The sequence below is a fragment of the Arthrobacter sp. B1I2 genome, assembly GCF_030816485.1.
Classification (GTDB): Bacteria; Actinomycetota; Actinomycetes; order Actinomycetales; family Micrococcaceae; genus Arthrobacter.
In genome coordinates this window covers 1-26235 of the sequence record NZ_JAUSYC010000002.1, presented here as the reverse complement: position 1 = coordinate 26235, position 26235 = coordinate 1, and the positions used below count along the sequence as shown (strand labels likewise).

Genomic DNA, 26235 nt, shown 5'->3' with positions numbered 1-26235 from the left:
ATTTCGCCGGCCATGCTTTCGTGCATTCATTCATGCATGAAAGCATGGCTTTCCTTTGCCCTTGGGGGGGAGGGTCAGGCCGATTGTCTGAAGGCCATGTCGGACAGTGACCACTCATCGGGCGGTCCCTCGAACATCTGCCACGGGTAGTCCTCACCGGGGGAGAGGAGCTCGGCGACGGTGGTGACGTTCTTGGCCAGCCACTCCCGCCAGATGATCCGGTCTGTCCGATACCTCTGCACCTGCGCCGCCACTGCCTCCAGGACTCCGAACTGTTCAGCGAGCTGACTCAAAGATGTCGTGGTGACGACAGACCAAGCCTTGCCGACGTCGCGGGCGACCAGGTTCCATGCCGTAAGAACTTCGAGGGCTTCGTGCACCGCGGACCTGGAGAGCCGCGTGGCACGGACAATTTCCGATGTCGGCATGGCGGGGGAGTGTTCCAGGGCTTCGTAGACGAAGGCGGCCGGCAGCCCCAGTTCCCGGAATACCGGACGCAGGGCGTGGATCTTCCCTTTCTGCCAGGAGGCGTCTTCGGCTGCTGCCTTCAGCTCTTCGGGAACGGTCAGCATGTAAAGATCGCCCTTAGTTCCACGGGCTTCTTCAACGAGGGTGATTAGAGGATCCTTTTCGCCGCGTAGTTCCCGCAGGTGGAGGCCGACTGTGGTGTGGTCGAGGCCTGTGGCGACCGCGATGGACCGGACGCCGAATTCGATAAACCGGGAAGCTGTCATGTGTGCTGCCTCGCCCAACGCCCTAAGCACCATCCGTCGTGCCATTCCTGTCCTGGACTCCTGGTAGTTCACCTCCCTAATGCGCAGGGCATTTCGCCAGCTCCGGATGAACCGATGCTCCGCATCGGGATTAGAAATTGGAGGGATCCCCTTTACCCCTGCCGCCTGTGTATTTGGCTGGCTTGTGGGGGATCTGCGGACACTGTCATTCGGGTCGGTTTTTGCGGGCTTTTTGCTCAAGTAGCTGAGGGCTTTCATCCAGTCCCGGCGCAGGGCCGGGAGCCGGTGCCGGGTTGGGTACCGGGCGTAGAAGGAGGCCAGTCCAGGCCAGGTTCCCTGGAGCATGCGGCGCTCCACGTCAACGAGCTGGAGGCCGGCGGCCGCGGCGCCGACGATGACTGCCTGGCGCGCGTCCGAGTCTGAGGCGTACCGGCTGGTGTCGTACATGCCGGTTTGGGCGAGTACCTGCATGGCCCGGGACATGCGGCCCACGGGATGGTCCACGACGGGTGCAGACGAGGTTGCCGGGGTGAAGGTCTCTTCCTGGCGGGGTGCCCTGACGGCTTTGATCTCGGCGGAAAGATCCTTGGTCATAGCGGCCCAGACCGCCGCGCTGTTGGGTCGGCGGGCGATGTCGTAGGCCATGGATAGGCTCATCGCCAGTTCCTGGTGGCCGCCTCGCTTGTGCGGTGAGCCGGGGGTTCGCATGCAGCCGTGGAGTAGGTTCTGGTGCGGGGTCTTGTCCAGGGTCCGGTACCGGGTGCCCAGCGCCTCGACAAGATCACGCGCTTCGGAGAAGGTGACCCGCTGCGCCAGCGGGACGTAGACGTGGCGGCCGCCGTTGGGGGAGTAATCCTCAATCCACCGGGCCCCCACCGAATGCAGCCAGGTCTGGACCGCGCGGACGTCCGCCTGGACCCAGTCTGTACCTGCTACCGAGGAATCGAAGTCGAGGAAGATCGCCGCGCAGGTGCCGTCCTTGCCGAAGATCCGAACGGCGGCGGGCAAAGACGGGAGTGTCTCGGTGAGGTTCCGTTCATATCTCTGCGGATAGGTCTTTCCGGAGTCCTTGGAAAGCCGGACCCTTGGCTGTCCTGCGAGAACAGGAGCGAGGGCTGCCCACGCTTCGGCTGGCGAGCATGACGAGGAGAGGTTGCGCGACACGCCACACTCAGATATGGCTGGCGACGCACATGGGTGTCCATGTACGATGAGAACAATCCTTTCGGGGAGAGTTGCTGACAGGCAATGAAAAGGGCCGATCTTGGCGGATCGGTTTTGTTACACAAATGAAGCCCTGTAAAGGACTTCCAAACGATTCGCGGACTGTTCGCCGGCAAGCATCCCAGTTCGTGAATCAGAAGCTTCGAAGGCCCGCCTCGTGCGGGCCTTCAACTTTTAAGAGGCTAAGCGGCCGAGTGGCAGCTCGTCCTGCTGGTGAATTGCGTGAAGCCTGGTGTTGGCAAGGCGCTCCTCAACCACGTCAGACAGCCAGTCGCTGACGTACTGGTACCCCTCCGCTTTTGCAATTTCCTCCATTGCATCGGCCTTAGGAGTAGCGATGCGGAAACCGACGAATTTGCGATCGCCTTTGGAGCGCCTGCCCGTACGAGTAGTTGGAGCCATCATCCCTGTCCTTTGAACTTCGGCAGCCGTGGCTGCCTTTACTTCAATAGAGTGGTCGAGCCAAGTACTCAACGGCCCTAAAGGAGTGAAATGCTGGACCATCCAGCTCCTCTGAAACTGAAACTACCACCGACGACTTCCGCCCTTCGGCATTGAAACAGAAACAGCCTCGGCGTGTTGAAACGGAAACGGCTTCATATTTCAGCCGACTGCAAGAGGTCCGAGCGCATCAGCATGAGCCGGCCGACAAAGGCTCGATGCTGGTGTGCCAGGCGTACATGGCATTAGTGCTTCCCTTCCGTTCGTGACAAGCGACTGTCGTGCCCTCTTGGTAAGGTAGGCCCGATTTGCCGTGGTCTTTGTATGGCCATCAGTAAAACATGTCTGAAACATGTTTCAGACTAGCCTAGTCGATACAACCATGTGAAGGAACTTGTAGTGACGCGAGCTCCGCGTTCCTTGTCAGTAACTCAGTCTGAGCAAGCGTTCCGCGATGCCTTCAAGGCTTTCGAGAGCCTAAATCTTTCGTCTGGTCTTACGCTTGAGCAGATCGTAAGAGCCGTCGAAGAAATCCGTGGCCGTCGGATTCGTATCAAGGCAACCGACAGATTGCTTGGCACCGCCATCTGCGGTCTCTGGGTTCCGGGGAGGAGACAGGAATGGGTGTTTCATCCTCCGACTCCTTGGGAGTTGCAGCGGCAGCAATTCATCCTCCATGAACTCGCTCACATGGTCTTGGGGCATGATGCGAATTCCGCAGCCCGAGTGTTGCTAATAGAAGGTCTGCAGAGCTTGCCACCCGAGCTTGTACGTCGAGCGCTCATGCGAACAGAATTTCGCACAGTGGAGGAGGCCACGGCCGAGTATCTGGCGGATTTGATCGCAGAAGCGCTCAGGGGAACTCCAACAGAGCCAGGAGCTTTCGAGGAGGTCTTCGGATAGTGCAAATCTTCACGGCAGCGCTGATGATCGCCCTCAGCGTGGTTGTCGTAGTGACCCGGCGCCCCGGAAAGGACACAAGCATCCTCTGGGCATCGGTCCTCATCTCGATCTCCTTGATCTTCAACGTCGATTCCGTTTATGTGGTCGTTGATCAGCTCTTGTATGGACGGAACTATGCCGACCTCGGTGCAAATGTGCTGCTTTTGGTTGGTGTCTACTTTCTGGCAAGAGCCATCCACAGGGCTGCCCGTCCCCTTCCTGTACTGGGACATTCGAAGTCGCCTCGTGTGCTGGGCAAATCCGGCGTGATGGTAGCCGCGTCCGCTGCAGCTGCTTTTTTCAGCCTGATCGATGCCCCGATCACTTCCACAGCCTTCATGATGCAGTACGGGGCTCAGCCTGCCGCTGCCCTATATTCGGCGGTCCAATACGTATACATCGGTGCAGTGATGGCCGCGGCAGGTTGGACTTGCCTACGCTTTCGCAAATCTTGGAGCACTGGCAATTACAAGACGGCGTTCGCACTGGTAGGTATGGGTTGCTTGTCAGCTGTCCTACTAGTGGTCGACGTACTAGCGCTTGACACGATGCATGTCTTGGGCGAGTTGCAGGCGATGGCCAAGCTCAGTGGGCTCTATGGGGCACTTAACGCAGCAACTTTTACTCTGCTCTGCACCGGGCTGGCACTCCCGCCAGCACGACGCAAAATTCTCTCCATATACGAGGCTTCACGGATTAATTCCATGCTCGCTGAATTAGACCCAGTTTGGAAGTTGGCCATCGCCGGAAATGCCGGGGTGACATTAGATTTCGCGGTCGTACCCGAACGTCCGCACCGACGCCGGCGGGAGCTGCACCGCATGATTGTGGAGATCCAGGATTCTCTCGTCAGGGATCCTGGATCGAGGAAACGGATCGGTAGAGACGGACTTGACAAGCTGGCTAGGGCAACCCGGTACCTCGAGCGGCAATCGTGGCGCTCGAGATGACTGCTGCTATCGCCACATTAGTGGTTGCTGCAACGTGCGCGACACTGACGACGCTTGCATGGGCGGCACGGAAGGCCGTCTCTCCCACACACAAACCCCGCTATGACATCGTTCCCCTAGCGATAAATGACGATGAAATCGAGCTTCGGGCCACCAATCGCACGCTTGCATCAGGGACCTTTGGACTAAAAATCGCTGGGCAAGATAACCCGGCTGTTTTAGGACCAGTGCTTGCTACCACAAACGGGGCTGTTCGGCGTCGCCTTCTTTATCGGCCCATAGCATTGTCATTGCAGTCGCGTTGCAGGTGGAGCGGCATCGTAGCCGCCACGCCGTCTTCCTCTTTCCTTGAAACTGAGGTGCCCACCAGACTAGGTCCGGCTCCTGCATGGATCGTCGATAAGGGAAACGACCTGTGGGCAATTCACGTACACGGCCAGGGGAGTGATCGCCGCCAGACACTTCGAGGCGTGGAAAGCGCAAGTGCTCTAGGTCTGAACTCACTGATCGTTTCCTACCGCAACGATGGTGAGGGGCCGAGGTCGCAGGATGGCCGCTCTCACTTGGGCGAGTCTGAATGGCACGACCTTGAAGACGCGCTCAAGGTCGTTAAAGAACGGGGAGGAAACAGCTGCATCATATTCGGCTGGTCCCTTGGGGCGACCATTGCTCTCAATGCTCTCCACCGTTCAGAGTTGGCAAATATGATCAAAGGTATCGTGATGGTGTCTCCGGTACTGAACTGGGAGGCAGCCTTCCGTGCGAATGCCCACCGCCAAGGCTGGCCACGGTTCCTCGGTTCCGTGGTTACCTCCTTAATTTCCTCAACTCAATTGTGCCGACTGGCTGGCCTCCACCAGCCACTGGACATCAGGAGAGCGGACGCGAGCAGATTCGGCCGCAGGCCCGACGTTCCAGTGTTGATATTGCACAACAAAAACGACTGGTCCGTCCCCATCGAAGATTCTGTCCGCTTCGCCGCGGCCCACACAGGACAAGTAAAACTGGTCGGTTTCGAGTGTTCAGGCCACACGCAGGAGTGGAATGCAGACCCGGTAGGGTGGGATTTGGCAGTTCGTTGTTGGTTTGGAAATTTTTTCCAACCGGACCGGGCTGAGGCTCAAGCTGCAACGTCAGCTGGTGAACTTTCGGATGGGGTAGGAAATGGCTGGCAGTGATACTGCCCGGGATCGGCTGGCAAAGGCGGAGACTCTTGCTCGCAAGGTGAATCTTCTGCTTGACGTAGTAGTGGCCGAAGGTGGCAAGCCGTACGAATTCTCGGACATACAGGCCGGCGTCCGCCAACACGGATACGAATTGTCCAGGACGCGGTGGTGGCGCATCCGGTCCGGTGAATCGCTCGAGGTTGTTCCCACGGAGGCGCTGGTTGCACTCGCCAAGTTTTTCGAGATTGACCCGGTATACCTAACAGATGAAACCGGCGAACTTCCAGAACGCATTGAAAGGGAGCTTCAGCTTCTGAAGAAGATGCGACGAAACCAGCTGAAGAACATCGCGGCTCGAACTCTTGGCGACATTGACATCAAAACCCTAGACGCCATCAACGCTCTTCTCGACGAAGTCGATGCCCTTGAAAGAATTGATCCGGAACAGCCTGAATAACGTTCGAAACATGTTTCATCCCTGTTAGGGTAGTGACATGGCTGTCAAGAGCAAGGCGTCGGGATCAGCGTCCCTCGATATAGTCGAAGTATGCGCGCGCCAAGTTTCGGACCCTGGCTGGTCGCACCGCATAGGTGACATCGCGGCCTTGGCGCGCACCGCGCGGAGGATCAGTTTCGATCAAACCATCATCTTCAAGAGCTTCCAGATGCCGGTTCAGGCTCGGTCTGCCTATGTCCAGATCAGCCTGGAGTTGCCCGATAGTCGCGGGACCCACAATAGCCAATTGCCTCAAGACTTTCGCTTGGGCCCTGTTGCCCATGAATCTAACTGCGGCTTCGACATCTGGAGGAAGATTCGGACGGATCAGTCGGGGCATGCGTCCATACTGCCCGACTTTTCATTGAATCATCACGGTTATCCATGCCGCACTCTATTGCTAAATAAAAGAGTCCCCGCGACCCTCTTTATGTGGAATCGCCAAGACAGCTGCCCGAAACGTCTTTGCCTCATCTGCGATGTCACTTGTCCTTCCACCACCGGCCTCGTGACGAAGACGGACGCCACGGGCCTCACGTTAGTCGGACCATGCGGGGGTCGGGGCTGATGCGGGGAAGGTCATTTGCGCTGGTTACGCTCACCGCCACCCCGATACTGTTTTTTGGCCTGATACTCAGCATGCTCGTGCTGCTCACCCCTCCGAAATCTACCGCGGCTACTTGTGGCCCGGCCGTTTCTGCCGTCACCGATGTGAACATCAAAGTCCATGGCTACAGCGAGGAGCAGCTGACGAATGCCGCGGCGATCATGGGTGCCGGTAGGGCTCTGAACCTGTCCGTGAAGGGACAGGTGATCAGTGTCATGGTGGCACTGGGGGAGTCGGGGCTGCGTGTTCTCGACCGTGGCGACGCCGCCGGGCCGGATTCACGCGGTTTGTTCCAGCAGCGTGACGGCGCCTGGGGATCGTACGCGGATCGGATGGACCCGACCATCAGTGCGACGAACTTCATCAAGGCGCTGCAGAAGGTGGATGGCTGGGAGCTGCTGGAGCCGACCATTGCCGGCAACACGGTCCAGCGCAACGCGGACCCGTACCACTACCAGAAGTACTGGCCCGAAGCCGTAAAAATCGTCCAAACACTCTCTACCGGCAAGTTCTCGCTGGAAGGGAGCGGCTGCGCTATGCCTGGGCAGTCGGGCGCCGGGGATGACTACCCGTGGAAGAAGTCGCCGACCTGGGTGCAGGCCGGTACGGGCCCAGCGGTGGCGTCGCCGCTGGGCATGTTCTACCGCGAATGCGTGGACTTTGCCCTGTGGCGGGTGAACCAGCAGATGGGCTCCACCGGCGCACCGTTCAAGTTCCTCAACGGCACGTTCCGCCCGGACGGTCAGAAGTTGGGTTCTGCGCTGGCGTGGAAGGCCGGTTGGGATGCCAAGGGTTGGGCCACCGGCAATACTCCCCGGGTTGGCGCGGTCGTTTGGTACGCGCCCGGGGCCGGGGGAGCGGACCCGACCTATGGCCACGTCGCCGTGGTCAAGGCAGTCAAGGACAACGGGACCTACGTCGAAGAGGGCTACAACGGCAACCCGCCGCCGGATGACCACAACTACTACACCCGGACGGTCAGCAACACGGTCCCGTCAGCCTTCCTGTATCTGCCTACCCAAGAGGAGAAGAAGTGAAAAAATCCCTGGCACTGACCGCGGTGGTCCTGCTGTGCACGGCCTGCGCACCGGCAGCGAACACCACGCCGGTCCCGGCGACCAGCACGGCCGCCACGGCCTCTGCACCGGTCTCCCTGAGCGCGGGCAGCGGCCCGCAGGCCCCCGACGGCACCGTGCCGGCCACCATCGGCATCAGCTGGGACCAGGCCAGTAAAGACGCCGCGGTAGACACAGCCCAGAAGGCCATGGCGGACTTCGCCCGCCCGGGCGTGGAGGACAAACAGTGGGCCAACAGCCTCGCCCGTTGGCTCACGCCGCAGGCCACCGCCGACTACTCCGCCGTGGATCCGGCCTATGTCCCCGCCACGCGGGTCACCGGCACTGCCACACTGACGGTCGATGAGGCCAACGGCTATGGCGTCATGGCAGCCGTGCCCACCGATGCCGGAACCTACACCCTGCAGCTGCTTCGCACCGGCCCGGAGGCCCCGTGGAAGGTCAACCGACTCATCCCGCCCACCCCGTAAAGCGCCCGTACTTCACCAGCCCCGTCAACGTAAGGAATCAGGTTTCATGAGCACCACAACCACGGAGGTCCTGGCCTTCCCGAACATCAAGGCCATCATCAGCGACAACGGCACCGCCGAGGTCGTCGTTGCAGGGAACTCCCGCGTCGTCCCGGCAGGGGAGACGCTGCAGGACCTGCGCGACAACGCCCTGGCACTTGTCGTGGCCGAAGCTAAGACGCTGCAGCGTCCCGTCCGGGTCCGCATCGAGGATCCCGAAGGCCACGGCGAACTGATCGTCCACCCGGGCGGCAACGTCGAATCCGTCTCCTACGAGCTTCGGCCCGCCCGCCGCCGCAGCGTCTTAGCACCCGCCGGCACACACGCTGCGGCCGCCGCCGAAGTCACCGACACCGCTCCAGCGCCAACGCCTGCGGTGAAGCCTGAAGCTGTCCAGCCGACGGTGGGACGTCAGTCTTGGCCGCGCCTTGCCGGGGAGACGGCGTTGACCGAGGACGTGGCTCCGGCCGACGATGAGGCACCGCAGCGGGCTGTTGCAGCCGATGCGCGGGTGACTCGACGCAGTTTGAAGGAGACCTCCTTCCTGGTCAGCGCCCCGGTGCTGGAGCCGGCCACGCAGGGCTGGCGGGGTGCGCTTACGCGCCTGGGCTTCCGGATGGACCCCTCGGAGGAGGAACTGTCCGAGCGTGAAGACATCCGTACCGTGAGTCAGCACTGGCCGGGCCCGCGGACCATCGCCGTGGTCAACCGTAAGGGCGGGGCCAACAAGACCCCTACGGCCGTCATGCTTTCGGCGATCCTTGCCCGCTACAGCGGCGCAGCAACCGTGGCCTGGGACAACAACGAATCCCAGGGCACCCTGGGATGGCGGACCGAGAAAGGCGTCCATGACCGCAGCGTCCTGGACCTGATCGATTCCTCCACCGAACTGCTGTCCCCGTCCACGAACGCGGCCGAGATCGCCAAGTTCGTCCACCACCAGACCGCCGACAAGTTCGACGTGCTGCGCTCGGACGAAAACGAAGAAGGCGACCACGAAGTCACCGCAGAGGAAGTGGACATCGCCCACCAGGTCCTCACCCGGTACTACCGGCTGGTCATCATGGACTCCGGCAACACCGCCCGGGCCGCCAACTGGCGGCGGATGATCGACCACACCAACCAGCTCGTCGTCCCCGTCACCGCCATCGAGGACCGTGCAGAAGCCGCCCGGCTGACCCTGCAGACCCTCGAATCCCGTGGCGGCCACGACGCCGAGCTCGCACACAACGCCGTCGTGATCGTCTCCGAATCCACCGACGCCAAACGCAGCATGACCGGGGACGCCCTCAAGCGCGCCAAAGCCGAGGCGCAGCGGATCGCGGACGGCTTCGAGCCGTTCGTGCGCTCCGTCGTCCGCATCCCGTACGACCCCGCCCTGGTCAACGGGCCTATCCGCTACGAAGCCCTCCAGCCCGCCACCCAGCGGGCATGGCTCGCGGCGGCCGCCGCCGTCGCCAAAGGCTTCTAGAACAATCCCCACGGAACTTGAAAGGTGAGAGGAGGAACCATGCAACAGACCCTGAACCCCTGGGTGACCCGCCCCACGGCTGACGAACCGGCGGAGGAAACCCGGGCTGCGGCTGTCCCGCCGGCGGCGGTCATCAGCACACCGCTTCGGGGCATGGTCGAGCCAGACGCGGCCGACCGGCTGGCGTCCCGCAGCATGGCCGGCACAGCCCGTCTCTGGGTCGTTGGTACCCACGGCGGAGCGGGTGAAAGCCGGATCACTGACCTCATCGAATCTGCCCGTGCGACGGATCATTGCTGGCCCGTTCTCCCCAGCGGCGGCAGGCCGCAGGTGCTGCTGGTCTGCCGTGCCGACTTGCGGGGCCTGACAACCGCCAGGAACGCACTCACCCAATGGGTGTCCGGCGCCGCCCCGCAGGTCGACCTGCTCGGCCTCGCCGTCCTGGCAGACGCCCCGGGAAAAACACCCAAAGCACTCCGGGACTTCACCGCCCTCGTAGGCGGCGGAGCGCCACGATTCTGGACTCTGCCCTGGGTGGACGCCTGGCGGCACACCGACACCACAGCACTGCCAGCCGCCCGCGAATACCAGCGCTTCATTACCGACGTGGCCGCCCTGGCCACGTCAACCAACCACTGAAAGGTCTCACCATGAACACGTTCACCGCACTCTCAACCAGCGTTATCCCCAACCCCACCCCCGTCGTCCCGGCACAGGCCGGCGGTCTGCTGACCATCCTGAACTGGGCCTCCGGTATCGGCCTGGTCCTGGGCGTCCTGGGCGTCATCATCGTCGGCATCGGCATGCTCATCGTCTGGAACCGCGGTCAGGGCGGAGAGCACCTGGGAAAGCTTGGCTGGGTCCTCGGCGGCTGCATCATCATCACCGGTGCCGGTGGCATCGTCCGCGCCTTCGTCTAAGCCAGCACCATCAACGGGAGGTTCCGTATGAGCCAGTCAACAGAGAGCACCACCGAAAGCAATCCGTTCACCAAACCCGGCTTCATCATCGCGGCCGCGCTGGTGGTCGCGCTGGTTGCGGCAGGGATCGTCATCTTCCTGCTCCCCAAAGGGCAGAGCAATGCGGAGCCCGCACCGGCCTCATCGTCGGTCGGCGCCTCTCCGGCGTCATCAAAGTCGGCCGATGTGGCTGGAGAAAGCGTCTGCGGGCTGCCCTCAAGCACGGAGACGGCTTTGGGCGCAGCGCCAAAGTCTAAGTGGGAACTTGTCGGCAAAATGGCAGCCCCCACGGACCCTAAGACTTTCGGACCGGGGCTGACGGACGGGAGCGGATTCAGGTCCTGCTTTGCCCACTCGCCAACCGGCGCTGTCTACTCTGCCGTTAACCTGGTGGCCCTGGGCTCGTCCAAGTCACAGCAAATGAATATCGATCTGGCAGACAAGCTCATGGTCCCCGGTGCTGGGCGTGACGCAGCCAAACAGCAAGCAGCGACGTTTGATCCTTCCACCGGCTCCAGTGACACAGTCCAGGTACGAGGGTTCCTACTCAAGTCGTACACGCCCGCAGAGGCCAACGTTGACCTGGCTTTTCAAACTTCCGGCGGGAAATTGTTTCATGCAGTTCTGCCGCTTGAGTGGCTCGACGGGGATTGGAAAGTCAAGGTTTCCGATGCTGGTCAGCTCATAAACGATGTTGCCCCGCTCAGTGACATGAGCGGCTTTATCGCATGGGCCGGGGTCTGACATGGCCGAGTGCGCTCCCTTGGATGTGATCTGTCACGGCGGCAATGCGGTTTCCGGGATGCTCGATGACGCCGTGGGCAATCTGGCGAAGTCGATCATGGAGGGCATGAGCCAGATGGTGACGACTCTGTCTACCTTCTGGGCGTCTATGCCGACGGTGAACCTCACCAGCGAGGAGGGGGCAAAGGCCAGTCCGGTGGTATCCGCTGTGAACAGCGAGTTGATGCCCTGGACGCTGACCTTGGCAGTCCTCGCTGTCATTCTTGGCGGCATCCGAATGATTTGGGAACAACGGGGGGCGCCGCTAAAAGACCTCCTACGATCTCTGGTCACACTGACTCTGGTATCGGGTCTTGGCTTGGGGGTTATCTCGATTTTGGTGATCGCCGCCGATGCCATCGCCAGCGCCCTCATCGAAAAATCGACGGACGGTAAAGGATTTGCCGACGCGTTCCAGAAAATCACCGTTATTCAGGCAGGGGACGCAGTGTTCATCCTCATCGTCCTTGGCTTGATCGGATTGCTTGCATCCTTGCTGCAGATCGTCCTGATGGTCGTCCGCAGCGGCATGCTGGTGATCCTGGCCGGCATCCTGCCCACCACCGCCGCTTTCACGAATACCGAAATGGGCAGGCAGTGGTTCCAGAAGGCAGTGGGCTGGACCATCGCCTTCATCCTTTACAAGCCAGCCGCAGCGATCGTGTACTCGGTCGCATTCCTGTTGATGAGCAAGACCAGCGGGAAGGATGCCCTGATTGGCTCCATCACAGGGTTCACGTTGATGATCGTTGCCCTTTTCGCCCTTCCAGCCCTGATGCGGTTCGTCACGCCGATGGTGGGAGCCGTTGCCGCCGGCAGTGGGGCAGCGGCCGGGGCCGCCGTGGGTGCCCTTGCCACCGGCGCTGTGTCCATGGGCCGGGTTGGCAGTGGACGGGGCAACGCAGCACCGATCCCAGCCAGCACCAGCAGCACAACGAGCACGAACACAGGCAGTTCTCCCAAGGGTAGTTCTGGATCTTCAGACCCCCGCGGTGGTGGAGGGCAGCCCACGCCTGGCACTACGGGCCCGGGCGGAGCAGCCGGTAAAGCCGGCACGGCGGGAGCGTCAGCACCGGCCGGAAGCGCTGCAGCCACGACCGGGGCGGCGGCTACGGGCCCGGCCGGCATGGCCGTAGCCACGGGCGTACAGGTGGCGTCAAGGACATCAGAGGCAATCAAGACGACCGCGCAGGATTCAACCGCGGAGGGCCCCAGTGGCAGCAATTAACACCGAATACAAGGAACCGTCCTACGGCAACTGGCGCGTTCCGCGCTCAGCCGGCCTGGGCAACCTCGGCGCTATCGGCACCGGCATTGTCATGGTCGGACTCCTGCTGGGCATCGTCAGCTTCGCCATCTGGGGCCTGTTCGTCGGCCTCGGCGTCCTTGCCGTCGCCGGCGCCTGCGCGCTGCTGCTGACCGTGAAGGACAAGCACGGCCAGTCCATAGTAGACCGTTTCGGTACCCGTCTGGCTTTCAAGGTGTCCAAGTCCTCCGGCACCAACCTTTACCGTTCCGGCCCCCTTGGTGTGACCGAGTGGGGCATGTACCAGCTGCCCGGGTTGGCGGCGAAGTCCACGCTGTATGAGTTCACCGACTCCTACAAGCGCCCCTTCGCCATGCTGCACGTACCAGCCACCAGCCACTTCACCGTCATCTTCTCCACCGAACCCGACGGGGCCTCCCTCGTTGACCCCGAGCAGGTCGATGCCTGGGTCGCCAACTGGGGCGGCTGGCTCGCCGGGCTCGCCGACGAGGCCGGCCTGGACGCCGCCGCCGTCACCGTTGAGACTGCCCCGGACTCCGGTTACAGGCTACGGAACGAAGTCCTGATGAACATTGACCCGGACGCCCCGCAGTTCGCCAGGGACATGCTCCATGAGGTCGTCGACACCTACCCGGAAGGCTCGGCCACCGTCCGCGCCTGGGTGTCCCTGACCTTCAACGCCTCCCTGCGCGCAGGCTCAAAGAAGCGCACACCGGAAGACGTCGCCCGCGACCTTGCCTCCCGGATCCCCGGGCTGTCGGCACGGCTGCAGTCCACCGGGGCAGGGATCGCCCGGCCCATGTCCGCGCAGGAACTCTGCGAGGTCGTACGGATCGCCTACGACCCGCCCGCAGCATTGATCATCGACGAAGCCCACGCCGCCGGCACCCCGGTATCCCTGACCTGGGCCGAGGCCGGCCCGACCGCCACCCAGGCCAGCTGGGACGACTACCGACACGACTCCGCGTTCTCGGCCTCCTGGACCATGACCGGCGCTCCCCGCGGCTCCGTGAACTCCTCAGTCCTCTCCCGGCTGCTCGCCCCGCACGGCGACATCGACCGCAAGCGCGTCTCCCTGCTGTACCGCCCGATGGACTCCGCCCGCGCCGCAACGGTCGTTGAACGGGACCAGAACAACGCCAACGTCCGCATCACCTCCGGCACCCGTCCCACAGCACGGGCACTGGTGGATGCCCGCTCGGCCGCCCAGACCGCCCAGGAAGAAGCCCAAGGCGCCGGTCTGGTGAACTTCGGCATGGTCGTCACCGCCACAGTGACCGACAAGGAACGCCTGACCGACGCCGTTGCCGCCATCGAGCAGACCTCAGGCACCGCCCGCGTTCTGCTGCGCCGCGCCTACGGCTCCCAGGACACGGCTTTCGCCGCGTCCCTGCCCCTGGGGCTGGTCCTGCCCAAGCACAGCATGGTGCCCACCGAGATAAAGGACGCCCTCTAATGGCCCGCATGAAGCTTTTGACAGCAAAGAAGGCAAAGAAGGCAAAGACAGCAAAAGCCCCGGCCAAGGAAACAGGGCCGGGCTCGCGGGGCTGGACAGGAAGGGGTGGCGGCATGGCCCAGCTCCTCCCGTCCGTCCGGGAATACCGGGGAACAACCGTCCAGGTCTGCGGACTATGGCCGTTCTCCTCCGGCGCGTCCTCACCCATGATCGGGGTCCCGCTCGGCCGGCATGAGGAAACCCAGGCAACGGTCTGCTGTGACCCGATCAGCTGGTTCCAGCGCGCACGCCTCATTTCCAACCCGTCCGCGTTCATCCTCGGCAAACCAGGTCTCGGAAAGTCCACGGTTGTCCGCCGGATGTTCATCGGCCTCTCCGCGCAGGGAGTCCACCCATTGATCCTGGGCGACCTCAAAGGCGAGCACGTCAAAGCCGTCAAAGCCCTCGGGGGCCAAGTCATCAAACTCGGCCGCGGCGTCGGATACATGAACATCCTCGACCCCGGCCAGGCCGTCGAAGCAGCCCAGCTGCTGGAAGACAGCGGGCACCATGAAGACGCAGCCCGAGTCCGCGCCGACGCCCACGGCCGGCGCCTGACCATGGTCGTCTCCCTCATCACCATCAGCCGGAACAACCCGCCCACCGACCAGGAACAGACCATCCTGGACCGGGCCCTGCGTGTCCTCGATGAACGCTTCGACGGCGTCCCCGTGCTGAAAGACCTGCTGGACGTGATCGTCTCCGCCCCGGACGAACTGCGCCAGGTCGCCCTGGACCGCGGAGACATGAACATCTACCTGCAGGAAACCCGGGCACTCGAAGCCACCCTGCTGGGTCTGACCGGTGGCGGAAAGCTCGGCGAAATCTTCTCCCGGCAAACCACCAACCCCATGAAACGTGACCGCGCCGTCGTCTTCGACGTCTCCAGCATCGACGAGACCGAAACCGATCTGCAGGCCGCCGTGCTGCTGGCCTGCTGGTCCTACGGCTTCGGAACCGTGAACGTCGCCAACGCCCTCGCCGACGCAGGCCTGGAACCTCGCAGGAACTACTTCGTCGTCCTGGACGAGCTGTGGCGGGCCCTACGTGCCGGCAAGGGCATGGTCGACCGCGTGGACGCCCTCACCCGGCTCAACCGCTCCGTCGGCGTCGGGCAGATCATGATCTCCCACACCATGTCCGACCTGCTGGCACTGCCGGCAGAAGAGGACCGCATGAAGGCCCGGGGCTTCGTCGAACGCTCGGGCATGGTGATCTGCGGCGGCCTGCCTGCCTCCGAGATGCCGCTGCTGACCTCCGCGATACCACTGTCCCGGCAGGAACAGCAAAAACTCATCTCCTGGCAGGACCCGCCCGCCTGGGACTCCCGGGGCGTCGACGTCGAACCGCCAGGGCGCGGAAAGTTCCTCATCAAGGTCGGCGGACGTCCCGGAATCCCGGTCCAGGTCGGCCTGACCTCCGTGGAGCACGGGCCCGACGGGGTCAACGACACCGACGGGAAATGGCACGGCTCCCCGGAACCGATCCTGAACCCGGCAGCACCCATCCTGCCGATTGAAGGAGGCTCGCTGTGAGCGCACCGAACCGCAAAGGCATGGGCCTTGGCGACGCCATCCTCGTATGGCTAGCCATTGGCTTTATCGTCGTCTTCGGCGGCGGCACGTACGCCGCCGTACACATCGGCTCGTGGATGGCCGGCATCGACGCACCGCCGACCCATCCCATTGACTTGATCGCCGGGCTCATCAAGGGAAAGGTGCCCTGGCCGGCCCAGTCCATCGTCGTCGTTTGCGTCATGGCGGGCCTGGTCCTGGCCCTGGCCGTCGTCGTCCTGGTGGCATGGCGGCAGGGCGCATCCAAGCGTGCCCGCGTGGACAAGGCCGCCCGCTACCTTGGCCGGGGCAAGTCCCTCGCCGCGTTCTCTGACAAGGGAGCGCAGGCTAAGGCGGAACGGCTGGGAATCAAGGACAACCCCGGCATCGTCGTAGGCAAGGTGGTCTCCACCGGCCAGAAATTCGTCCAGTCCTGGGAAGACCTCAGCCTCGACATCTGGGGACCGCGGACCGGTAAATCAACCTCCCGAGTGATGCCCGCGATCCTCGACGCTCCCGGCGCTGTCGTCTCAACCTCGAACAAGCGTGACGTGGTGGACGGCACCCGTGGGGTCCGCGGGGCCGCGGCCCCGGTGTGGGTGTTCGACCCGCAGAAGATCGCCCAGGAAGAACCGGACTGGTGGTGGAACCCCCTCTCCTACGTCACCGACGAAGAGAAGGCGTACAAGCTTACCCAACACTTCGCCGTCGGCTCCCGGGTCCCGGGATCCAAGCCGGACGCCTACTTCGACCCCAAAGCCGAGGACATTCTTTCCTCGTACTTCCTCGCCGCAGCACTGGGCGATCTGCCGATCACGCAGGTCTACCTGTGGGTGACCGAGCAGGTCAGCCAGGAACCCATTGAAATCCTCCGGGAGCATGACTACGAACTGCAGTACAAAGGCCTGGAGTCCACGCTGAAGCTGGCCGACAAGCAGCGCGACGGTATCTTCGGCACCGCCGAGAAGATGATCCAGTGCCTCAAGAGCCGCAACACCCTTCGCTGGGTCGCCCCCACAGGCGGCGCAAGCATCGCAAGCGTCGCAAGTGATGCGCGCCGGCAGTTCAACCCGCACGCCTTCGCCTCCTCCCAGGAGACCATCTACATCCTCTCCAAGGAAGGCGCCGGCTCAGCCGCACCACTCACCACGGCACTGACCGTGGCCATTGCTGAGGCGATGGAAGAGCGCGCGGAACGCAGCGGCGGCCGCCTGCCCAAACCGGCACTATTCGCCCTCGACGAGCTGGCCAACGTCGTCCGCTGGGCCGGCCTGCCGGACCAGTTCAGCCACTACGGCTCCAAGGGCCTGATCGTCATGGGCATCCTGCAGTCCTGGTCCCAGGGCGTCGAGCTCTGGGGAGAGGCGAACATGCGGAAGATTTGGTCCGCCGCGAACGTCAAGGTCTACGGCGGCGGTGTCGCCGAGGAAGGTTTCCTCCGCGCGCTTTCCGACCTGGTCGGGGACTACAGCTACATCAACGTCTCCATCTCATCCGGGAAGTCCGGGTTCAGCCGCTCCCGTCAGGAGTCCAAGGAGCGCATCTTCGACGTCTCCAACCTCGCTGAGCTCGATCGCGGCCGCGCCGTCGTCCTTGCCTCCGGTGCGCCCGCCACGCTGGTGCGCACCATGCCCTGGTACACAGGGCCGCACAAGGACGCGGTGGAAGCGTCCCTCAAGAAGTACAGCCCGCACCCGGAGGAAGAGCCAGTACCGGTGGCAGCGGCGCCGGCCGCAAATCCATGGGTAACCAGGTAGGGGAGGAGGGCATGACGATAGACATCGGCCGCTTCGGTGAAGCTCCCACCTCTGACGTGCAGGAAACAGGCGCTAAGGCCGACGAGCAGCAGAAGCCCCCGCAGCTGGTCTACGGGTCTGCCGAAGAGTTCCTGCACGAGCAGCTGCTCCCCACCTACGTCCGCGATGTCGACGGGCGCGCTGCAAAATGGTGCATCGAATGGTACTTCCACCCCGAAGCTGTCTCCCGGGTGGAAGCCCTCTGGCGGGCATGGGAACACCTCAGACTCGACGGAGCCACCGGCATCAGCGTCTGGTTCAAAGACCACGCAGACCACCACATGAGTGTCCTTCTTGATCCGCGCGGGCCGTTCTACAAATGCGATATGCAAAAGCACCGCGACCCCGAGCATCTGGAGCCCAAAAAGGCCCCGGCTGGGTGGTTCCCTGATGTTCGGACTATTCCTGCCTGACAGGGATGGTTGCAGGATGACTTAGGATCCAAATAAAAATCAGGGCTGGAACCAGTTATAGGTTCCAGCCCTGATTTTGTTTGTTCTGGTTCTAGTGGGCGGCTTCGTACTTCTCTACGACTTCCGCCTGGATACGACCGCGCGTGTTTACCGGGATGCCATTCTCGGCCGCCCAAATCCGTACCGCCTTGGCGTCCGGAACACCCTGCGAGGACTTAGCACGGGCCACAGGACGGCCACGTCCGCGGGATACTTTGCGGCCAGCGTTGGTGAAGCGTGCCAGGGCTTCGCGGAGTTCGTTAGCATGGCCATCGTTGAGGTCAATTTCGTATTCACTGCCGTCGAGGGCGAAAGATAAGGTTTCGGTCGCTTTCGAGCCGTCGATATCATCTTCCAGCACCACAACTGTCTTTTTTGCCATGAATTAAGGCTAGCATTCCATTGTCCAACCGATTCCCCAATAAGTGGTACCAGTCAAGCAACTACTCCCACCACATCAAGGCACCTTTTCGATATCGAATCGAGTAATGCAGCAACAAAAGCGAGCGTCATGGGCGTGAGCAGTCCATGGCTGGGGCCAATTCGGGCTATCCACGGCTGGAATCGGGAGCCATCTGGGTAGCTTCCAGCAGCCGAAGCGGTGGGATAAGGATAAGCCATCAGGATTGTCCCCGGTTGTGGGCATTGAACCAACCGTCCAGACCGCCTCCTGAATGATTGCGCAACAGGCTTTTGCACGATTGCAGATTGTAGGATGCGGGCACGGATGGTGGCAGCTCAGCCCTCCACAAGGGGATTCCAACTGTCCAGATGGTGTCTGGACACCGTGGCTATACCGATCTGCCCGGCAGTGATGGCCCCATGGCGACTTGATTTTGAGTACACAGCCACCCAGCCCGATGCGAGGCCGACGTGCTTGAGCGGTCTTCGGGCGGGATGAACGAGACTTGCTGGAAGACGAGCTAAAGGACTGCCCGTGCTTGCGCTGGTTAACTACCATGCGGCGGCGGAAGATCCATGTCCAGGGGGCGATCATCAACCACTGCTGTGGGCGGCGGCGCGGCCTGCATCGAATGGTGCCAACCATGCCCCTTCAGGGGTGGGAACCGTTACGGCCACCACAACGGCGGCCATCGCCAAGAGGATCTCCACGGCCGCCTGCAGTGGCCTGACTCTGTACTCGGGGTAGGAATCTGGTAGGCGTAGTCAGGCCGGGCAAGTTCGCGGAGGAAAGCATACGGATGTACTTTCTCCGAAAACCTGAGGAATGGACACCAGGGCATGACCGTTTATTTTGTGGTGGGCTCGAGCATGCCGTCGCTCCAGTATGTCCGTTGGCGTACCACGCATATCGGATAGCGTTTGGCGTTGTCCTCGATGGTCTTACCCGTCGCAATGTCGACTACAGGGTGTTGGTCAGTTGTTTTCAAATAGAGCTTGCCTCCATGGAGCGCCTCGACTTGGGCGTTGAGCTGCTTAACCCGCTCAGCGTCAAGAGTAAACTTCTCGTCCCCTGAGGCCGCATCTGTGACGATCAGCGGAGCACTGTCAATGTAAGCGTGAGCGGGGCTTCCTGCAACGAGCGAGGACAATGGGTCGACGCTTGCAACCTGGTCAGGCAAAGTTACGGCAGCACCAGTCAGAGCGTTGAAGTTGCTGTCTTGCTCGCCGGAAACGTGGACGTATTTCATCCCGACAGCCCTACCGACGGTCATTCCACCTTTCGAAGTCCAGCCGATGTTGATATTGGAGCACCCTCGGGCAACGTCGATGTAGTTGACGTTCCAGAGATCTTTGCCTGTAGCAATGTCAACCCCTGTCGCTTTGTAGCAGGGGTCGCCCCCGGAGTTGAACCCGGGTCCGACGGATTGCAGGGCCACCGCACCGGTCACGCTTGCTGTGGTGAACCCCGGTCGCTCCCAAAGCATTTTGCCGCTCATCGCGTCGTAAGCACGGGTGATACCGTCGTCGTTCTGGGGCGCGTTGAAATAAAATGAAACAACGTTACCGTTTGATCCGGTCAAATTCTTCGCCACACCAAATTCAGTGTCATCCCGGAGCACTTCAGTTTCCTTCAGGACGCTGGAAGTCGCGGGATCGATGACGAGCAGGACGGAAACATACTTTTCGGGGTCGAGCCCAGACGCCGGCTGGCGGTACTGGACAATGCCAGCGATCAGCGGCTTCTCCATCGAGCCAATGCTTGTATACGACTGCGCCGAGACGGCCTTACCTGGAAGTAATGCCTTTGCCGAGAGAACAACCTTGCCTTTTCCAATGACGTAGAGGTCCGCCTCGCCATCAATACTGGGCTTGATATCGGTGAACCCAGAGCGCTTGATGAGGAAATTTCCGAATTCTGAATACCCCGTACCAACCATGGTTGGCTGGGCAGCTGGCGAAGGTGTGACGATCGGCTTACTCATGGTCGGTTGCGGACTCGCGGAGGGCGCAGTGGTCGTCGCTACTGGGGTGTTCGCAGAGTCTGCTGGAGCTGACGCGCTCTGACAGCCCGAAGCGGTAAAAGCGAGTAGTACGGCTACGGCCAGAATTGCTACCGGCCCGCTTGCCTTGAAATGCGGCCCCATATTGAACGTCCCCCATCGTTTTAGTCGTATGAGATTTATATGTGCACGCTGAGCAGCAGGTCAACGGAATCTGGCAGATGCGGCTGTGTTACGAATAGCGAGAAAAGAAGGTGCCCACCCAAGGAGCGGGACGCCTGACCGGAGGAGGTGCCGAGTCAGGTGTCCGACTGAGGATGGCAGAACAACCTTCTTGTGGACATCAAGCCCGGCGTCAGTTTCAGAAGTCAACTGCACGGAATGTTCAAAGTCATCTGCCCTGGCACGGAGACTCCCATCTCTCCAGCTTCCAGGATGCGAACAAAGGCTTTATCGAGGAGCCGAGTCACCGCCCCCCGGTGCAAGTCCCATCATCTTCTCGTTGATGGGCCTGCGGAATGTGAACACCGCTACCGATGGCTCCCGGCAGCAGGAGCGACCGGGCACCAAAAAAGTGGTTTTTGCTGAGGTGCAGGCGACTTCTGAAAAAGACACCCGGTCACCCCTTGCCCTTGATGTGTGCGGCATCGAACAGCACCCGTTGATGCCGCTGCCCGGGAGCGCCAGCCAACTAACGCTGGTCCTCCAAGATACGGACAAGTTGGAGGACCCATATGCTTTTTAACTGGATGCGAGCGATTACTGAGATCGAACTCGGCTATAAGAACCACCTATAGTCCTCCATGTTGGAGACCAACCTCTCTTGACAAAATCCAGCATGCCCCCCTGCACCTAGCGTTCTTGCAATTGATATCCGAGGCCGCCGCCGAGCGGACGCCCGGGCGCATTAAGTGTTAAAGGGACGGCGGCGGCGCAAACTGCACCCCCTGATATCAGCTGGTGCTATCAGGAGGAAGTCATCAGCCGTGATACGTGCAACATCGGTGTTGCTTTATGGCTATATTGATCCTCTAAGTCAGAGCTGGGGGAGCGCGGTGGATAGTCTTCTCAAGGGGTTGTCAGCCTCGACGCGGCGAGCCTATGCAAGCGATTTGGCTCACTTATTTTCATGGTGTGAATCCCGTGGGCTGAATAACGCCCGGCATCTTGCTGCGCGGCATATTTTCGCCTATCTCGTCGAGGTGCGTCGGGACGGCAGATCGACCTCGACTATCCGCCGCCGTTTAACCGCGCTTCGCAAGATTGCTTCTTCTCATTTGCTCGATTTACCGGTGTCTGAACTCGTCCGCTTGGAAAAGCGCTTCCTGGATGCCCATCAGGGTCAGGCCAGCGTGCTAGTAGTCTCAGACGACCCCATCATTCGCGCTGGACTGCAAGCTGTACTTACGGAGTCAGGTGCAGTGTGCTGGGCTGATGAAACTGCACATCTGGAGCCCACGTCCGCCTCATCCTGGGACTACATCCTTGTCTGGATGAACTCACCACTAGGTATCGATCCATGCGGTGCAATTTCCCGGATTAGAGCTCTTGGCCCCGCAGTCACGACGCGGATTCCGGTGGTTGCTGTCCACTCGTCGCCCCTGAATCTTATCGTCCAACTACGGCTTGCCGAAGCGGGTGTGCGGTATGCGCTGCCGCATCAGTGGCTTTCGGAAAATCTGCCTGCATTGGCCGACATGCTTGCAGAGGCAAATGTGCCATTGAAATTCCACCTCGACACCCCGCTTGCCCTTCGCCAGAAGATCGGTCTCCGACTCAGCGGAGAAATTGAGGCGCTGCTCGATGCCGCCGCACTCGCGCCGGACAAGCTGTGGAAGGGCCACCTTCCACAGTCACACCTGCCCATTGCTCGCTCCGAGATTACCCGCCTCCGCCGTATCGCACTCGAGCAGGCGGGGATCCCCGCGCCCGAGTTCGGCAAATACGCCACCTCATTGCGACGAGCTCCCGACACTCCCGAGTGGCCCCGGGTGCGTGACATCGTCCGCCAAGCTTTCGGCCTGACTGAGTAGCATAACCAAGCCGACAGAACAAGTCATAAACCCTGCCGACAACCGATTCCTAAAGTTAGGGGCGTTAGCAGGTCTTGGTGTCCTTACCGGGGCCGTACGTGCTGTTTTGAAATCGAAAGGTTCACCTTCATGGACGGTAGTGGCTTCATCCTCATCCTCGTGCTTCTCATCGCCGGGATCTTCGCCTTGGGCATTTGGAACAGCGGGCGCGCCAAGCGCGAGCATGAGACTGTCGTAACGCTCAGTCCCGCTCGAGCGCGCCAGATCGTGGAAGACAGCTTCGGAAAAATGCTGTGGGCGGACGTGTCTGGACCAGGCCACATCAACAAGCGTCGTCGCACCATCAATGACACCGGCGCGACGATCTCCGTCGTCATAGAACCACTGAAGGACGGTAAGACGCACGTGACGGCCTGGATGTCCGCGTGGAAAACTCAGTACGGCATGGTCACCAGCGGCGGCTGGCCGCTGGCGAAAAAGGTCATCGCCAAGCTAGATCAAACGCAGGCGTAACTGATGTCGCGGGCGATTGGAATTGATCTTGGAACGACCTATTCGGCCGTCGCGATTCTGCGAGATACAGGAGAACCCGAAGTCCTTCTCAACCGGGACGGCGAGAACATAACCCCATCCGTAGCGCTCTTTCAATCATTCGACGGTCGTGATGAGCCTCTTGTCGGAACAATGGCGAAGCATTCGGCCGCCAGCGCCCCTGAAGACGCTGTGCAGTTCGTCAAACGCAACATAGGCGATCCGGCTTGGAGGTTTACCTCCACGGCAGGCACAACCTACACGGCCGAGGAAATCTCAGCAATTATCCTGCGCCGACTAAAGGAAGACGCCGAACTGGCCTTGGGTGAGCCCGTGACGGACGCCGTCATAACCGTGCCGGCCTACTTCGACGACGCCCGGCGTACCGCGACCAAACACGCGGGCAAAATCGCTGGCCTTAACGTCCTGCGCGTGTTGAACGAGCCAACGGCAGCGGCGCTCTCCTTCGGTCTGGACACGTCCGCTGAAGGTACGGTTTTGGTCTACGACCTTGGTGGCGGCACATTCGATGTGACCCTGATGCGAATCGGCGAGGGCGAGTTCGACGTCCTCGGCACCGACGGCGACCGAAACCTCGGCGGATTCGACTTCGACAACCGCCTCATCGAGTACATTGCCGGCAAGGTCGAGGAGCAAGGGGGACCCAACCTCCTCGATGATCCAGCTCAGCTTGCCGTCCTCCGCGAGAAGTCCGAAATGGCGAAGCGAAGCCTCACAACCGTAGCCGTCACTAATGTCCATGTCTCCGCCGAAGGCCGCCCCTACCGCGTGCAAATTGAGAGAGCAGAGTTTGAGCGCATCACCATGGACCTGCTTCGCCGAACGCAAGACCTTACGGAGCACGTGCTTGAAGAGGCCGGTATTTCCTGGGCACAGGTTGACCATGTGTTGCTGGTAGGCGGCTCAACGAGAATGCCAAAGGTCCGGGCGACAGTAGAGCAGCTTGCCGGCAGACCCGCAGACCGATCAGTCCACCCCGATGAGGCCGTTGCACTTGGCGCGGCTATCCAGGCGGCGATGGAAGACTCTGCGACCTCAGGAGCCGATATAGCCCTGTTCGAAGGCGTTATGCCCGTGATTGCTGACGTTACGTCACAGTCGCTTGGGGTAATCCAGGTTGATGCCAACAATGGTCGTGATGTCAACACCATAGTGATCCCTCGAAACAGCAAGATCCCGGCGAAGCTTAGCGCCGAGGGTTTCACGGCCGTGGACAACCAGACCTCGATCAATGTGCGCGTCACCCAGGGCGATGACACCAACCCGGACTACGTAGTGGAGATTGGTTCCAAGGAACTCCCCGTCCCGCCGTACCCCAAGGGGGCTCCCGTGCGGGTGACGTATGCGTACGACATTGACCAAACCGTCTTCGTCGAGCTTACCGACCTCACAGCAAATCAGTCTTTGGGAACATTCGAAATTGACCGCCTCGCCAATTTGACCGACGACCAAGTTCGCGCGGCGGCGCATAAAGTCTCGTCGCTGTCCGTCCAGTAGACGATCTCACGAAAAGAAAAGAGCAGCATGGCCCCCCTCGCCAACTACTACGCGATCCTCGAAGTAAATCCTGAGGCCGATATCGAAACGATTTCCAAAGCAATCAGTGAGAAGCGCCGATTCTGGCAGCCGAAGACCAGCCATCCGAAGCTGGAGACCCGTCAGACTGCAGAGAAGCTGATGAGGGACATCTCTGATGCGGAGACCGTGTTCAACGATCCTCCAAAGCGCGGCGAGTACGACCGCAAACTCGCCGCCCAAGTCGACCCACCCAACCCGCCCTCGAAGGAAACGCCAGGCGCAGGACGGGATTGGCTGAAGATCGCCCTCGAATACCTCTCCCAGGGCAACGCCGCGCAGGCGAACTACGCAGCGCGCGAAGCGACCGGACAGCAGCCCGAAAACCCGGAGGCTTGGTACTTTCGCGGGGTGTCATCGGCGCTAGTTGACCACGATCAGGACGCTCTCTTCGAGCTGAACGAGGCGATCCGCTTGGATTCAAACCAAGCCGCTTACCACGCAGAGCTGGGTGATCTATACAAGAAAACCTCCGATTGGCGCGATGCCCTAGGGGCATACCAGCGCGCCTCAAATTTGGAGCCGAACAACGCCTACTACAAGGCCGGAGTCGGTTTGTCCTACGGCGCGCTCGGCGAAGTTGACCGTGGCGCGGAGATACTGAGAGTTGCGCACGAACAGTTCCCTGATGATGAACTCGTGAGGTACTACTACGCTCTGGCCCTCCTAGAGCAGTCAACATCGACGTGGTCGAAGTTCCATGACGGCACCCAGAACATACTGTCCGAGGCGCAGCTGAACCACACGAAGGAGAAGCTGGCGAAGATCGACCGGCTGAATATCACTGATAGGGAGTTCCAAAATGACCTCGACGAGGTGCGGGTATTCGTCGAACAGGCGGAATCTGTGAAGTTCCAGTCTTTCAGCGGGTTACCTGGCCTCGCCGCCGGTGAAATTGCAACGCTCATAGCTATGACAATCGCCTTCAACTCGGGGGGAGGCGGCGCATTCTTGGGCGTCATCTTCCTCGTCCTTCTGGTTCTCTGGCCTGTGCTCTTCGTGCGCTCCCACCGACTGGCGGGCTGGCAATGGAACCGAAAGCAAGCCCCCGCCTACGCGCGTAATACCGGCCTACAGTAAGGGGCACTGTCACGATGTCTAGAGAAGAAAACACGATTGAGAACGGCTCCGACGCTTTGGCAGCGCTCCAGCTCGAGGTGAGTCAACTCAGCGATCTGTTCAAACGTCGCCTAATGGAGGATCGCGGGAAGAACGCGCTCATCGAGACGGTCCAGGACCAACTTCGCACAGCAAATGAGTTACTCAAGTACCGCGACCTAGAGGCCCTCATCAAGGAAGCACTCCTGGCAATCGACCGGCTTCAAAGAGAGCCCGCAACACCAGAGCTTGTGGAGTCGGCCGTCGATGAGCTGCTAGAGGTGTTCCGGCGCCGCGCGCTTGTCGAAATAGACGACGCGGGCGACTTCGATCCACGGGTCCACGAAGTAGTAGGCACCGTCGATGCCGCAGGGGAACTACGGCCCAATACCATCGCAGCAATCCAGCGCACGGGCTACCGGCTCGGAGACCGATTGCTGCGCCCTGCCCAAGTGACGGTGGCCGTGGCGGTAAGCACTGATGACAGATCAGCTTAGGGGCTGCGCCAATGTGCTGCGCCGCACGCATGCTCGCCTCCTCGGTGCCCTCTCTTCCGCCCAAGCCGTCGCGGCAGGCAGCCGAGACGCGGCATACGCAGCGGCACAAAAGGAACGAGAACGCTTGCAGGCGATAGCTCGTAATCACGCATCC

27 protein-coding genes are annotated in these 26235 nt (G+C 61.3%); 21 read left to right on the top strand and 6 right to left on the bottom strand.

Features of this window, described 5'->3' with window-relative positions:
- Positions 1-74: 74 nt before the first annotated feature.
- Both QFZ57_RS20095 and QFZ57_RS20090 read right to left on the bottom strand, forming a co-directional pair.
- On the bottom strand, positions 75-1898 hold the full coding sequence (locus QFZ57_RS20095) for a MarR family transcriptional regulator (RefSeq protein WP_306901672.1): 1824 nt from the start codon (positions 1896-1898) through the stop codon (positions 75-77).
- Between the two features lie 234 nt (positions 1899-2132).
- On the bottom strand, positions 2133-2462 hold the full coding sequence (locus QFZ57_RS20090) for a hypothetical protein (RefSeq protein ID WP_306901671.1): 330 nt from the start codon (positions 2460-2462) through the stop codon (positions 2133-2135).
- 336 nt (positions 2463-2798) lie between these two features.
- Here QFZ57_RS20090 and QFZ57_RS20085 point away from each other — a divergent pair, with 336 nt between their 5' ends.
- From QFZ57_RS20085 to QFZ57_RS20070, 4 genes are read left to right on the top strand one after another with little or no spacing between them, the layout of a single operon-like run.
- Positions 2799-3302, top strand: coding sequence for a hypothetical protein (locus tag QFZ57_RS20085; protein ID WP_306901670.1), 504 nt, complete (start codon positions 2799-2801; stop codon positions 3300-3302).
- Positions 3302-4291 (top strand): hypothetical protein, encoded by a 990-nt coding sequence (locus tag QFZ57_RS20080; protein ID WP_306901668.1) that lies wholly within the window; start codon positions 3302-3304, stop codon positions 4289-4291. Before QFZ57_RS20085 ends, QFZ57_RS20080 begins: the two co-directional genes overlap by 1 nt.
- On the top strand, positions 4288-5469 hold the full coding sequence (locus QFZ57_RS20075) for an alpha/beta hydrolase family protein (RefSeq protein WP_306901667.1): 1182 nt from the start codon (positions 4288-4290) through the stop codon (positions 5467-5469). The genes QFZ57_RS20080 and QFZ57_RS20075 overlap by 4 nt, the downstream gene beginning before the upstream one ends.
- Positions 5456-5914: a hypothetical protein gene (locus tag QFZ57_RS20070; protein WP_306901666.1), complete on the top strand. Its 459-nt coding sequence runs from the start codon at positions 5456-5458 to the stop codon at positions 5912-5914. Before QFZ57_RS20075 ends, QFZ57_RS20070 begins: the two co-directional genes overlap by 14 nt.
- A gap of 64 nt (positions 5915-5978) precedes the next feature.
- On the opposite strand, the gene QFZ57_RS20065 is transcribed toward QFZ57_RS20070, so the two are convergent.
- A complete protein-coding gene (locus tag QFZ57_RS20065) occupies positions 5979-6293 on the bottom strand; it encodes an ArsR/SmtB family transcription factor (RefSeq protein ID WP_306901665.1) in 315 nt (104 codons plus the stop codon).
- 371 nt (positions 6294-6664) lie between these two features.
- Between QFZ57_RS20065 and QFZ57_RS20060 the strand changes: the two genes are divergently transcribed.
- Genes QFZ57_RS20060 through QFZ57_RS20035 form a run of 6 tightly spaced genes read left to right on the top strand, consistent with a single transcriptional unit; the run spans position 6665 to position 11319 of the window.
- The gene (locus QFZ57_RS20060; protein WP_441296749.1) at positions 6665-7597 is read left to right on the top strand and encodes a CHAP domain-containing protein; all 933 of its coding nucleotides are present in this window, start codon (positions 6665-6667) and stop codon (positions 7595-7597) included.
- A complete protein-coding gene (locus QFZ57_RS20055) occupies positions 7594-8106 on the top strand; it encodes a hypothetical protein (protein WP_306901663.1) in 513 nt (170 codons plus the stop codon). The genes QFZ57_RS20060 and QFZ57_RS20055 overlap by 4 nt, the downstream gene beginning before the upstream one ends.
- Before the next feature lie 46 nt (positions 8107-8152).
- On the top strand, positions 8153-9616 hold the full coding sequence (locus tag QFZ57_RS20050; protein ID WP_306901662.1) for a chromosome partitioning protein ParA: 1464 nt from the start codon (positions 8153-8155) through the stop codon (positions 9614-9616).
- A gap of 39 nt (positions 9617-9655) precedes the next feature.
- Positions 9656-10255 carry a DUF6668 family protein gene (locus QFZ57_RS20045; RefSeq protein WP_306901661.1) on the top strand — a complete coding sequence of 200 codons (600 nt, stop codon included), beginning with the start codon at positions 9656-9658 and terminating at the stop codon, positions 10253-10255.
- A gap of 11 nt (positions 10256-10266) precedes the next feature.
- Complete coding sequence (locus QFZ57_RS20040; RefSeq protein ID WP_306901660.1) at positions 10267-10536, top strand: hypothetical protein; 270 nt, start codon at positions 10267-10269, stop codon at positions 10534-10536.
- A gap of 27 nt (positions 10537-10563) precedes the next feature.
- Positions 10564-11319: a hypothetical protein gene (locus tag QFZ57_RS20035; protein ID WP_306901659.1), complete on the top strand. Its 756-nt coding sequence runs from the start codon at positions 10564-10566 to the stop codon at positions 11317-11319.
- A gap of 33 nt (positions 11320-11352) precedes the next feature.
- On the opposite strand, the gene QFZ57_RS20030 is transcribed toward QFZ57_RS20035, so the two are convergent.
- Positions 11353-11580 (bottom strand): hypothetical protein, encoded by a 228-nt coding sequence (locus QFZ57_RS20030; RefSeq protein ID WP_306901657.1) that lies wholly within the window; start codon positions 11578-11580, stop codon positions 11353-11355.
- A gap of 97 nt (positions 11581-11677) precedes the next feature.
- Here QFZ57_RS20030 and QFZ57_RS20025 point away from each other — a divergent pair, with 97 nt between their 5' ends.
- Genes QFZ57_RS20025 through QFZ57_RS20005 form a run of 5 tightly spaced genes read left to right on the top strand, consistent with a single transcriptional unit; the run spans position 11678 to position 17882 of the window.
- Positions 11678-12586, top strand: coding sequence for a hypothetical protein (locus tag QFZ57_RS20025; RefSeq protein WP_306901656.1), 909 nt, complete (start codon positions 11678-11680; stop codon positions 12584-12586).
- Positions 12573-14081, top strand: a complete 1509-nt coding sequence (locus QFZ57_RS20020; protein ID WP_306901655.1) for an SCO6880 family protein — start codon at positions 12573-12575, stop codon at positions 14079-14081. Before QFZ57_RS20025 ends, QFZ57_RS20020 begins: the two co-directional genes overlap by 14 nt.
- Positions 14081-15655, top strand: coding sequence for a helicase HerA domain-containing protein (locus tag QFZ57_RS20015; RefSeq protein ID WP_306901654.1), 1575 nt, complete (start codon positions 14081-14083; stop codon positions 15653-15655). Before QFZ57_RS20020 ends, QFZ57_RS20015 begins: the two co-directional genes overlap by 1 nt.
- Positions 15652-17430, top strand: a complete 1779-nt coding sequence (locus tag QFZ57_RS20010; RefSeq protein WP_306901653.1) for a type IV secretory system conjugative DNA transfer family protein — start codon at positions 15652-15654, stop codon at positions 17428-17430. Before QFZ57_RS20015 ends, QFZ57_RS20010 begins: the two co-directional genes overlap by 4 nt.
- Positions 17431-17441: 11 nt before the next feature.
- Positions 17442-17882: a DUF4913 domain-containing protein gene (locus QFZ57_RS20005; protein WP_306901652.1), complete on the top strand. Its 441-nt coding sequence runs from the start codon at positions 17442-17444 to the stop codon at positions 17880-17882.
- A gap of 91 nt (positions 17883-17973) precedes the next feature.
- On the opposite strand, the gene QFZ57_RS20000 is transcribed toward QFZ57_RS20005, so the two are convergent.
- Positions 17974-18303 (bottom strand): histone-like nucleoid-structuring protein Lsr2, encoded by a 330-nt coding sequence (locus QFZ57_RS20000; protein WP_306901651.1) that lies wholly within the window; start codon positions 18301-18303, stop codon positions 17974-17976.
- A gap of 868 nt (positions 18304-19171) precedes the next feature.
- Positions 19172-20308, bottom strand: a complete 1137-nt coding sequence (locus QFZ57_RS19995; RefSeq protein ID WP_306901650.1) for a hypothetical protein — start codon at positions 20306-20308, stop codon at positions 19172-19174.
- A 523-nt stretch (positions 20309-20831) separates the two neighbouring features.
- Between QFZ57_RS19995 and QFZ57_RS19990 the strand changes: the two genes are divergently transcribed.
- From QFZ57_RS19990 to QFZ57_RS19965, 6 genes are all read left to right on the top strand, one after another.
- Positions 20832-21071 (top strand): hypothetical protein, encoded by a 240-nt coding sequence (locus QFZ57_RS19990; protein WP_306901649.1) that lies wholly within the window; start codon positions 20832-20834, stop codon positions 21069-21071.
- A 241-nt stretch (positions 21072-21312) separates the two neighbouring features.
- Positions 21313-22359, top strand: coding sequence for a site-specific integrase (locus QFZ57_RS19985; protein ID WP_306901648.1), 1047 nt, complete (start codon positions 21313-21315; stop codon positions 22357-22359).
- A gap of 129 nt (positions 22360-22488) precedes the next feature.
- A complete protein-coding gene (locus QFZ57_RS19980; RefSeq protein WP_306901647.1) occupies positions 22489-22872 on the top strand; it encodes a hypothetical protein in 384 nt (127 codons plus the stop codon).
- A gap of 3 nt (positions 22873-22875) precedes the next feature.
- Positions 22876-24408, top strand: coding sequence for an Hsp70 family protein (locus QFZ57_RS19975; protein ID WP_306901646.1), 1533 nt, complete (start codon positions 22876-22878; stop codon positions 24406-24408).
- Positions 24409-24435: 27 nt separating this feature from the next.
- Positions 24436-25566 (top strand): tetratricopeptide repeat protein, encoded by a 1131-nt coding sequence (locus tag QFZ57_RS19970; protein WP_306901645.1) that lies wholly within the window; start codon positions 24436-24438, stop codon positions 25564-25566.
- Between the two features lie 14 nt (positions 25567-25580).
- Complete coding sequence (locus QFZ57_RS19965; RefSeq protein ID WP_306901644.1) at positions 25581-26081, top strand: nucleotide exchange factor GrpE; 501 nt, start codon at positions 25581-25583, stop codon at positions 26079-26081.
- The last annotated feature ends 154 nt before the right edge of the window (positions 26082-26235 follow it).

What these genes read in the sequence shown, in the direction of transcription:
- QFZ57_RS20050 (WP_306901662.1), top strand. Translation starts at nt 8,153, where the DNA reads ATGAGCACCACAACCACGGAGGTCCTGGCCTTCCCGAACATCAAGGCC.
- QFZ57_RS20015 (WP_306901654.1), top strand. Translation starts at nt 14,081, where the DNA reads ATGGCCCGCATGAAGCTTTTGACAGCAAAGAAGGCAAAGAAGGCAAAG.
- QFZ57_RS20090 (WP_306901671.1), bottom strand. Translation starts at nt 2,462, where the DNA reads ATGGTCCAGCATTTCACTCCTTTAGGGCCGTTGAGTACTTGGCTCGAC.
- QFZ57_RS20065 (WP_306901665.1), bottom strand. Translation starts at nt 6,293, where the DNA reads ATGCCCCGACTGATCCGTCCGAATCTTCCTCCAGATGTCGAAGCCGCA.
- QFZ57_RS19995 (WP_306901650.1), bottom strand. Translation starts at nt 20,308, where the DNA reads ATGAGTAAGCCGATCGTCACACCTTCGCCAGCTGCCCAGCCAACCATG.
- QFZ57_RS19980 (WP_306901647.1), top strand. Translation starts at nt 22,489, where the DNA reads ATGGACGGTAGTGGCTTCATCCTCATCCTCGTGCTTCTCATCGCCGGG.
- QFZ57_RS20045 (WP_306901661.1), top strand. Translation starts at nt 9,656, where the DNA reads ATGCAACAGACCCTGAACCCCTGGGTGACCCGCCCCACGGCTGACGAA.
- QFZ57_RS19990 (WP_306901649.1), top strand. Translation starts at nt 20,832, where the DNA reads ATGGGCCTGCGGAATGTGAACACCGCTACCGATGGCTCCCGGCAGCAG.
- QFZ57_RS19970 (WP_306901645.1), top strand. Translation starts at nt 24,436, where the DNA reads ATGGCCCCCCTCGCCAACTACTACGCGATCCTCGAAGTAAATCCTGAG.
- QFZ57_RS20070 (WP_306901666.1), top strand. Translation starts at nt 5,456, where the DNA reads ATGGCTGGCAGTGATACTGCCCGGGATCGGCTGGCAAAGGCGGAGACT.
- QFZ57_RS20000 (WP_306901651.1), bottom strand. Translation starts at nt 18,303, where the DNA reads ATGGCAAAAAAGACAGTTGTGGTGCTGGAAGATGATATCGACGGCTCG.
- QFZ57_RS20040 (WP_306901660.1), top strand. Translation starts at nt 10,267, where the DNA reads ATGAACACGTTCACCGCACTCTCAACCAGCGTTATCCCCAACCCCACC.
- QFZ57_RS20075 (WP_306901667.1), top strand. Translation starts at nt 4,288, where the DNA reads ATGACTGCTGCTATCGCCACATTAGTGGTTGCTGCAACGTGCGCGACA.
- QFZ57_RS19975 (WP_306901646.1), top strand. Translation starts at nt 22,876, where the DNA reads ATGTCGCGGGCGATTGGAATTGATCTTGGAACGACCTATTCGGCCGTC.
- QFZ57_RS20035 (WP_306901659.1), top strand. Translation starts at nt 10,564, where the DNA reads ATGAGCCAGTCAACAGAGAGCACCACCGAAAGCAATCCGTTCACCAAA.
- QFZ57_RS20005 (WP_306901652.1), top strand. Translation starts at nt 17,442, where the DNA reads ATGACGATAGACATCGGCCGCTTCGGTGAAGCTCCCACCTCTGACGTG.
- QFZ57_RS19965 (WP_306901644.1), top strand. Translation starts at nt 25,581, where the DNA reads ATGTCTAGAGAAGAAAACACGATTGAGAACGGCTCCGACGCTTTGGCA.
- QFZ57_RS20030 (WP_306901657.1), bottom strand. Translation starts at nt 11,580, where the DNA reads ATGACAGCGAGGACTGCCAAGGTCAGCGTCCAGGGCATCAACTCGCTG.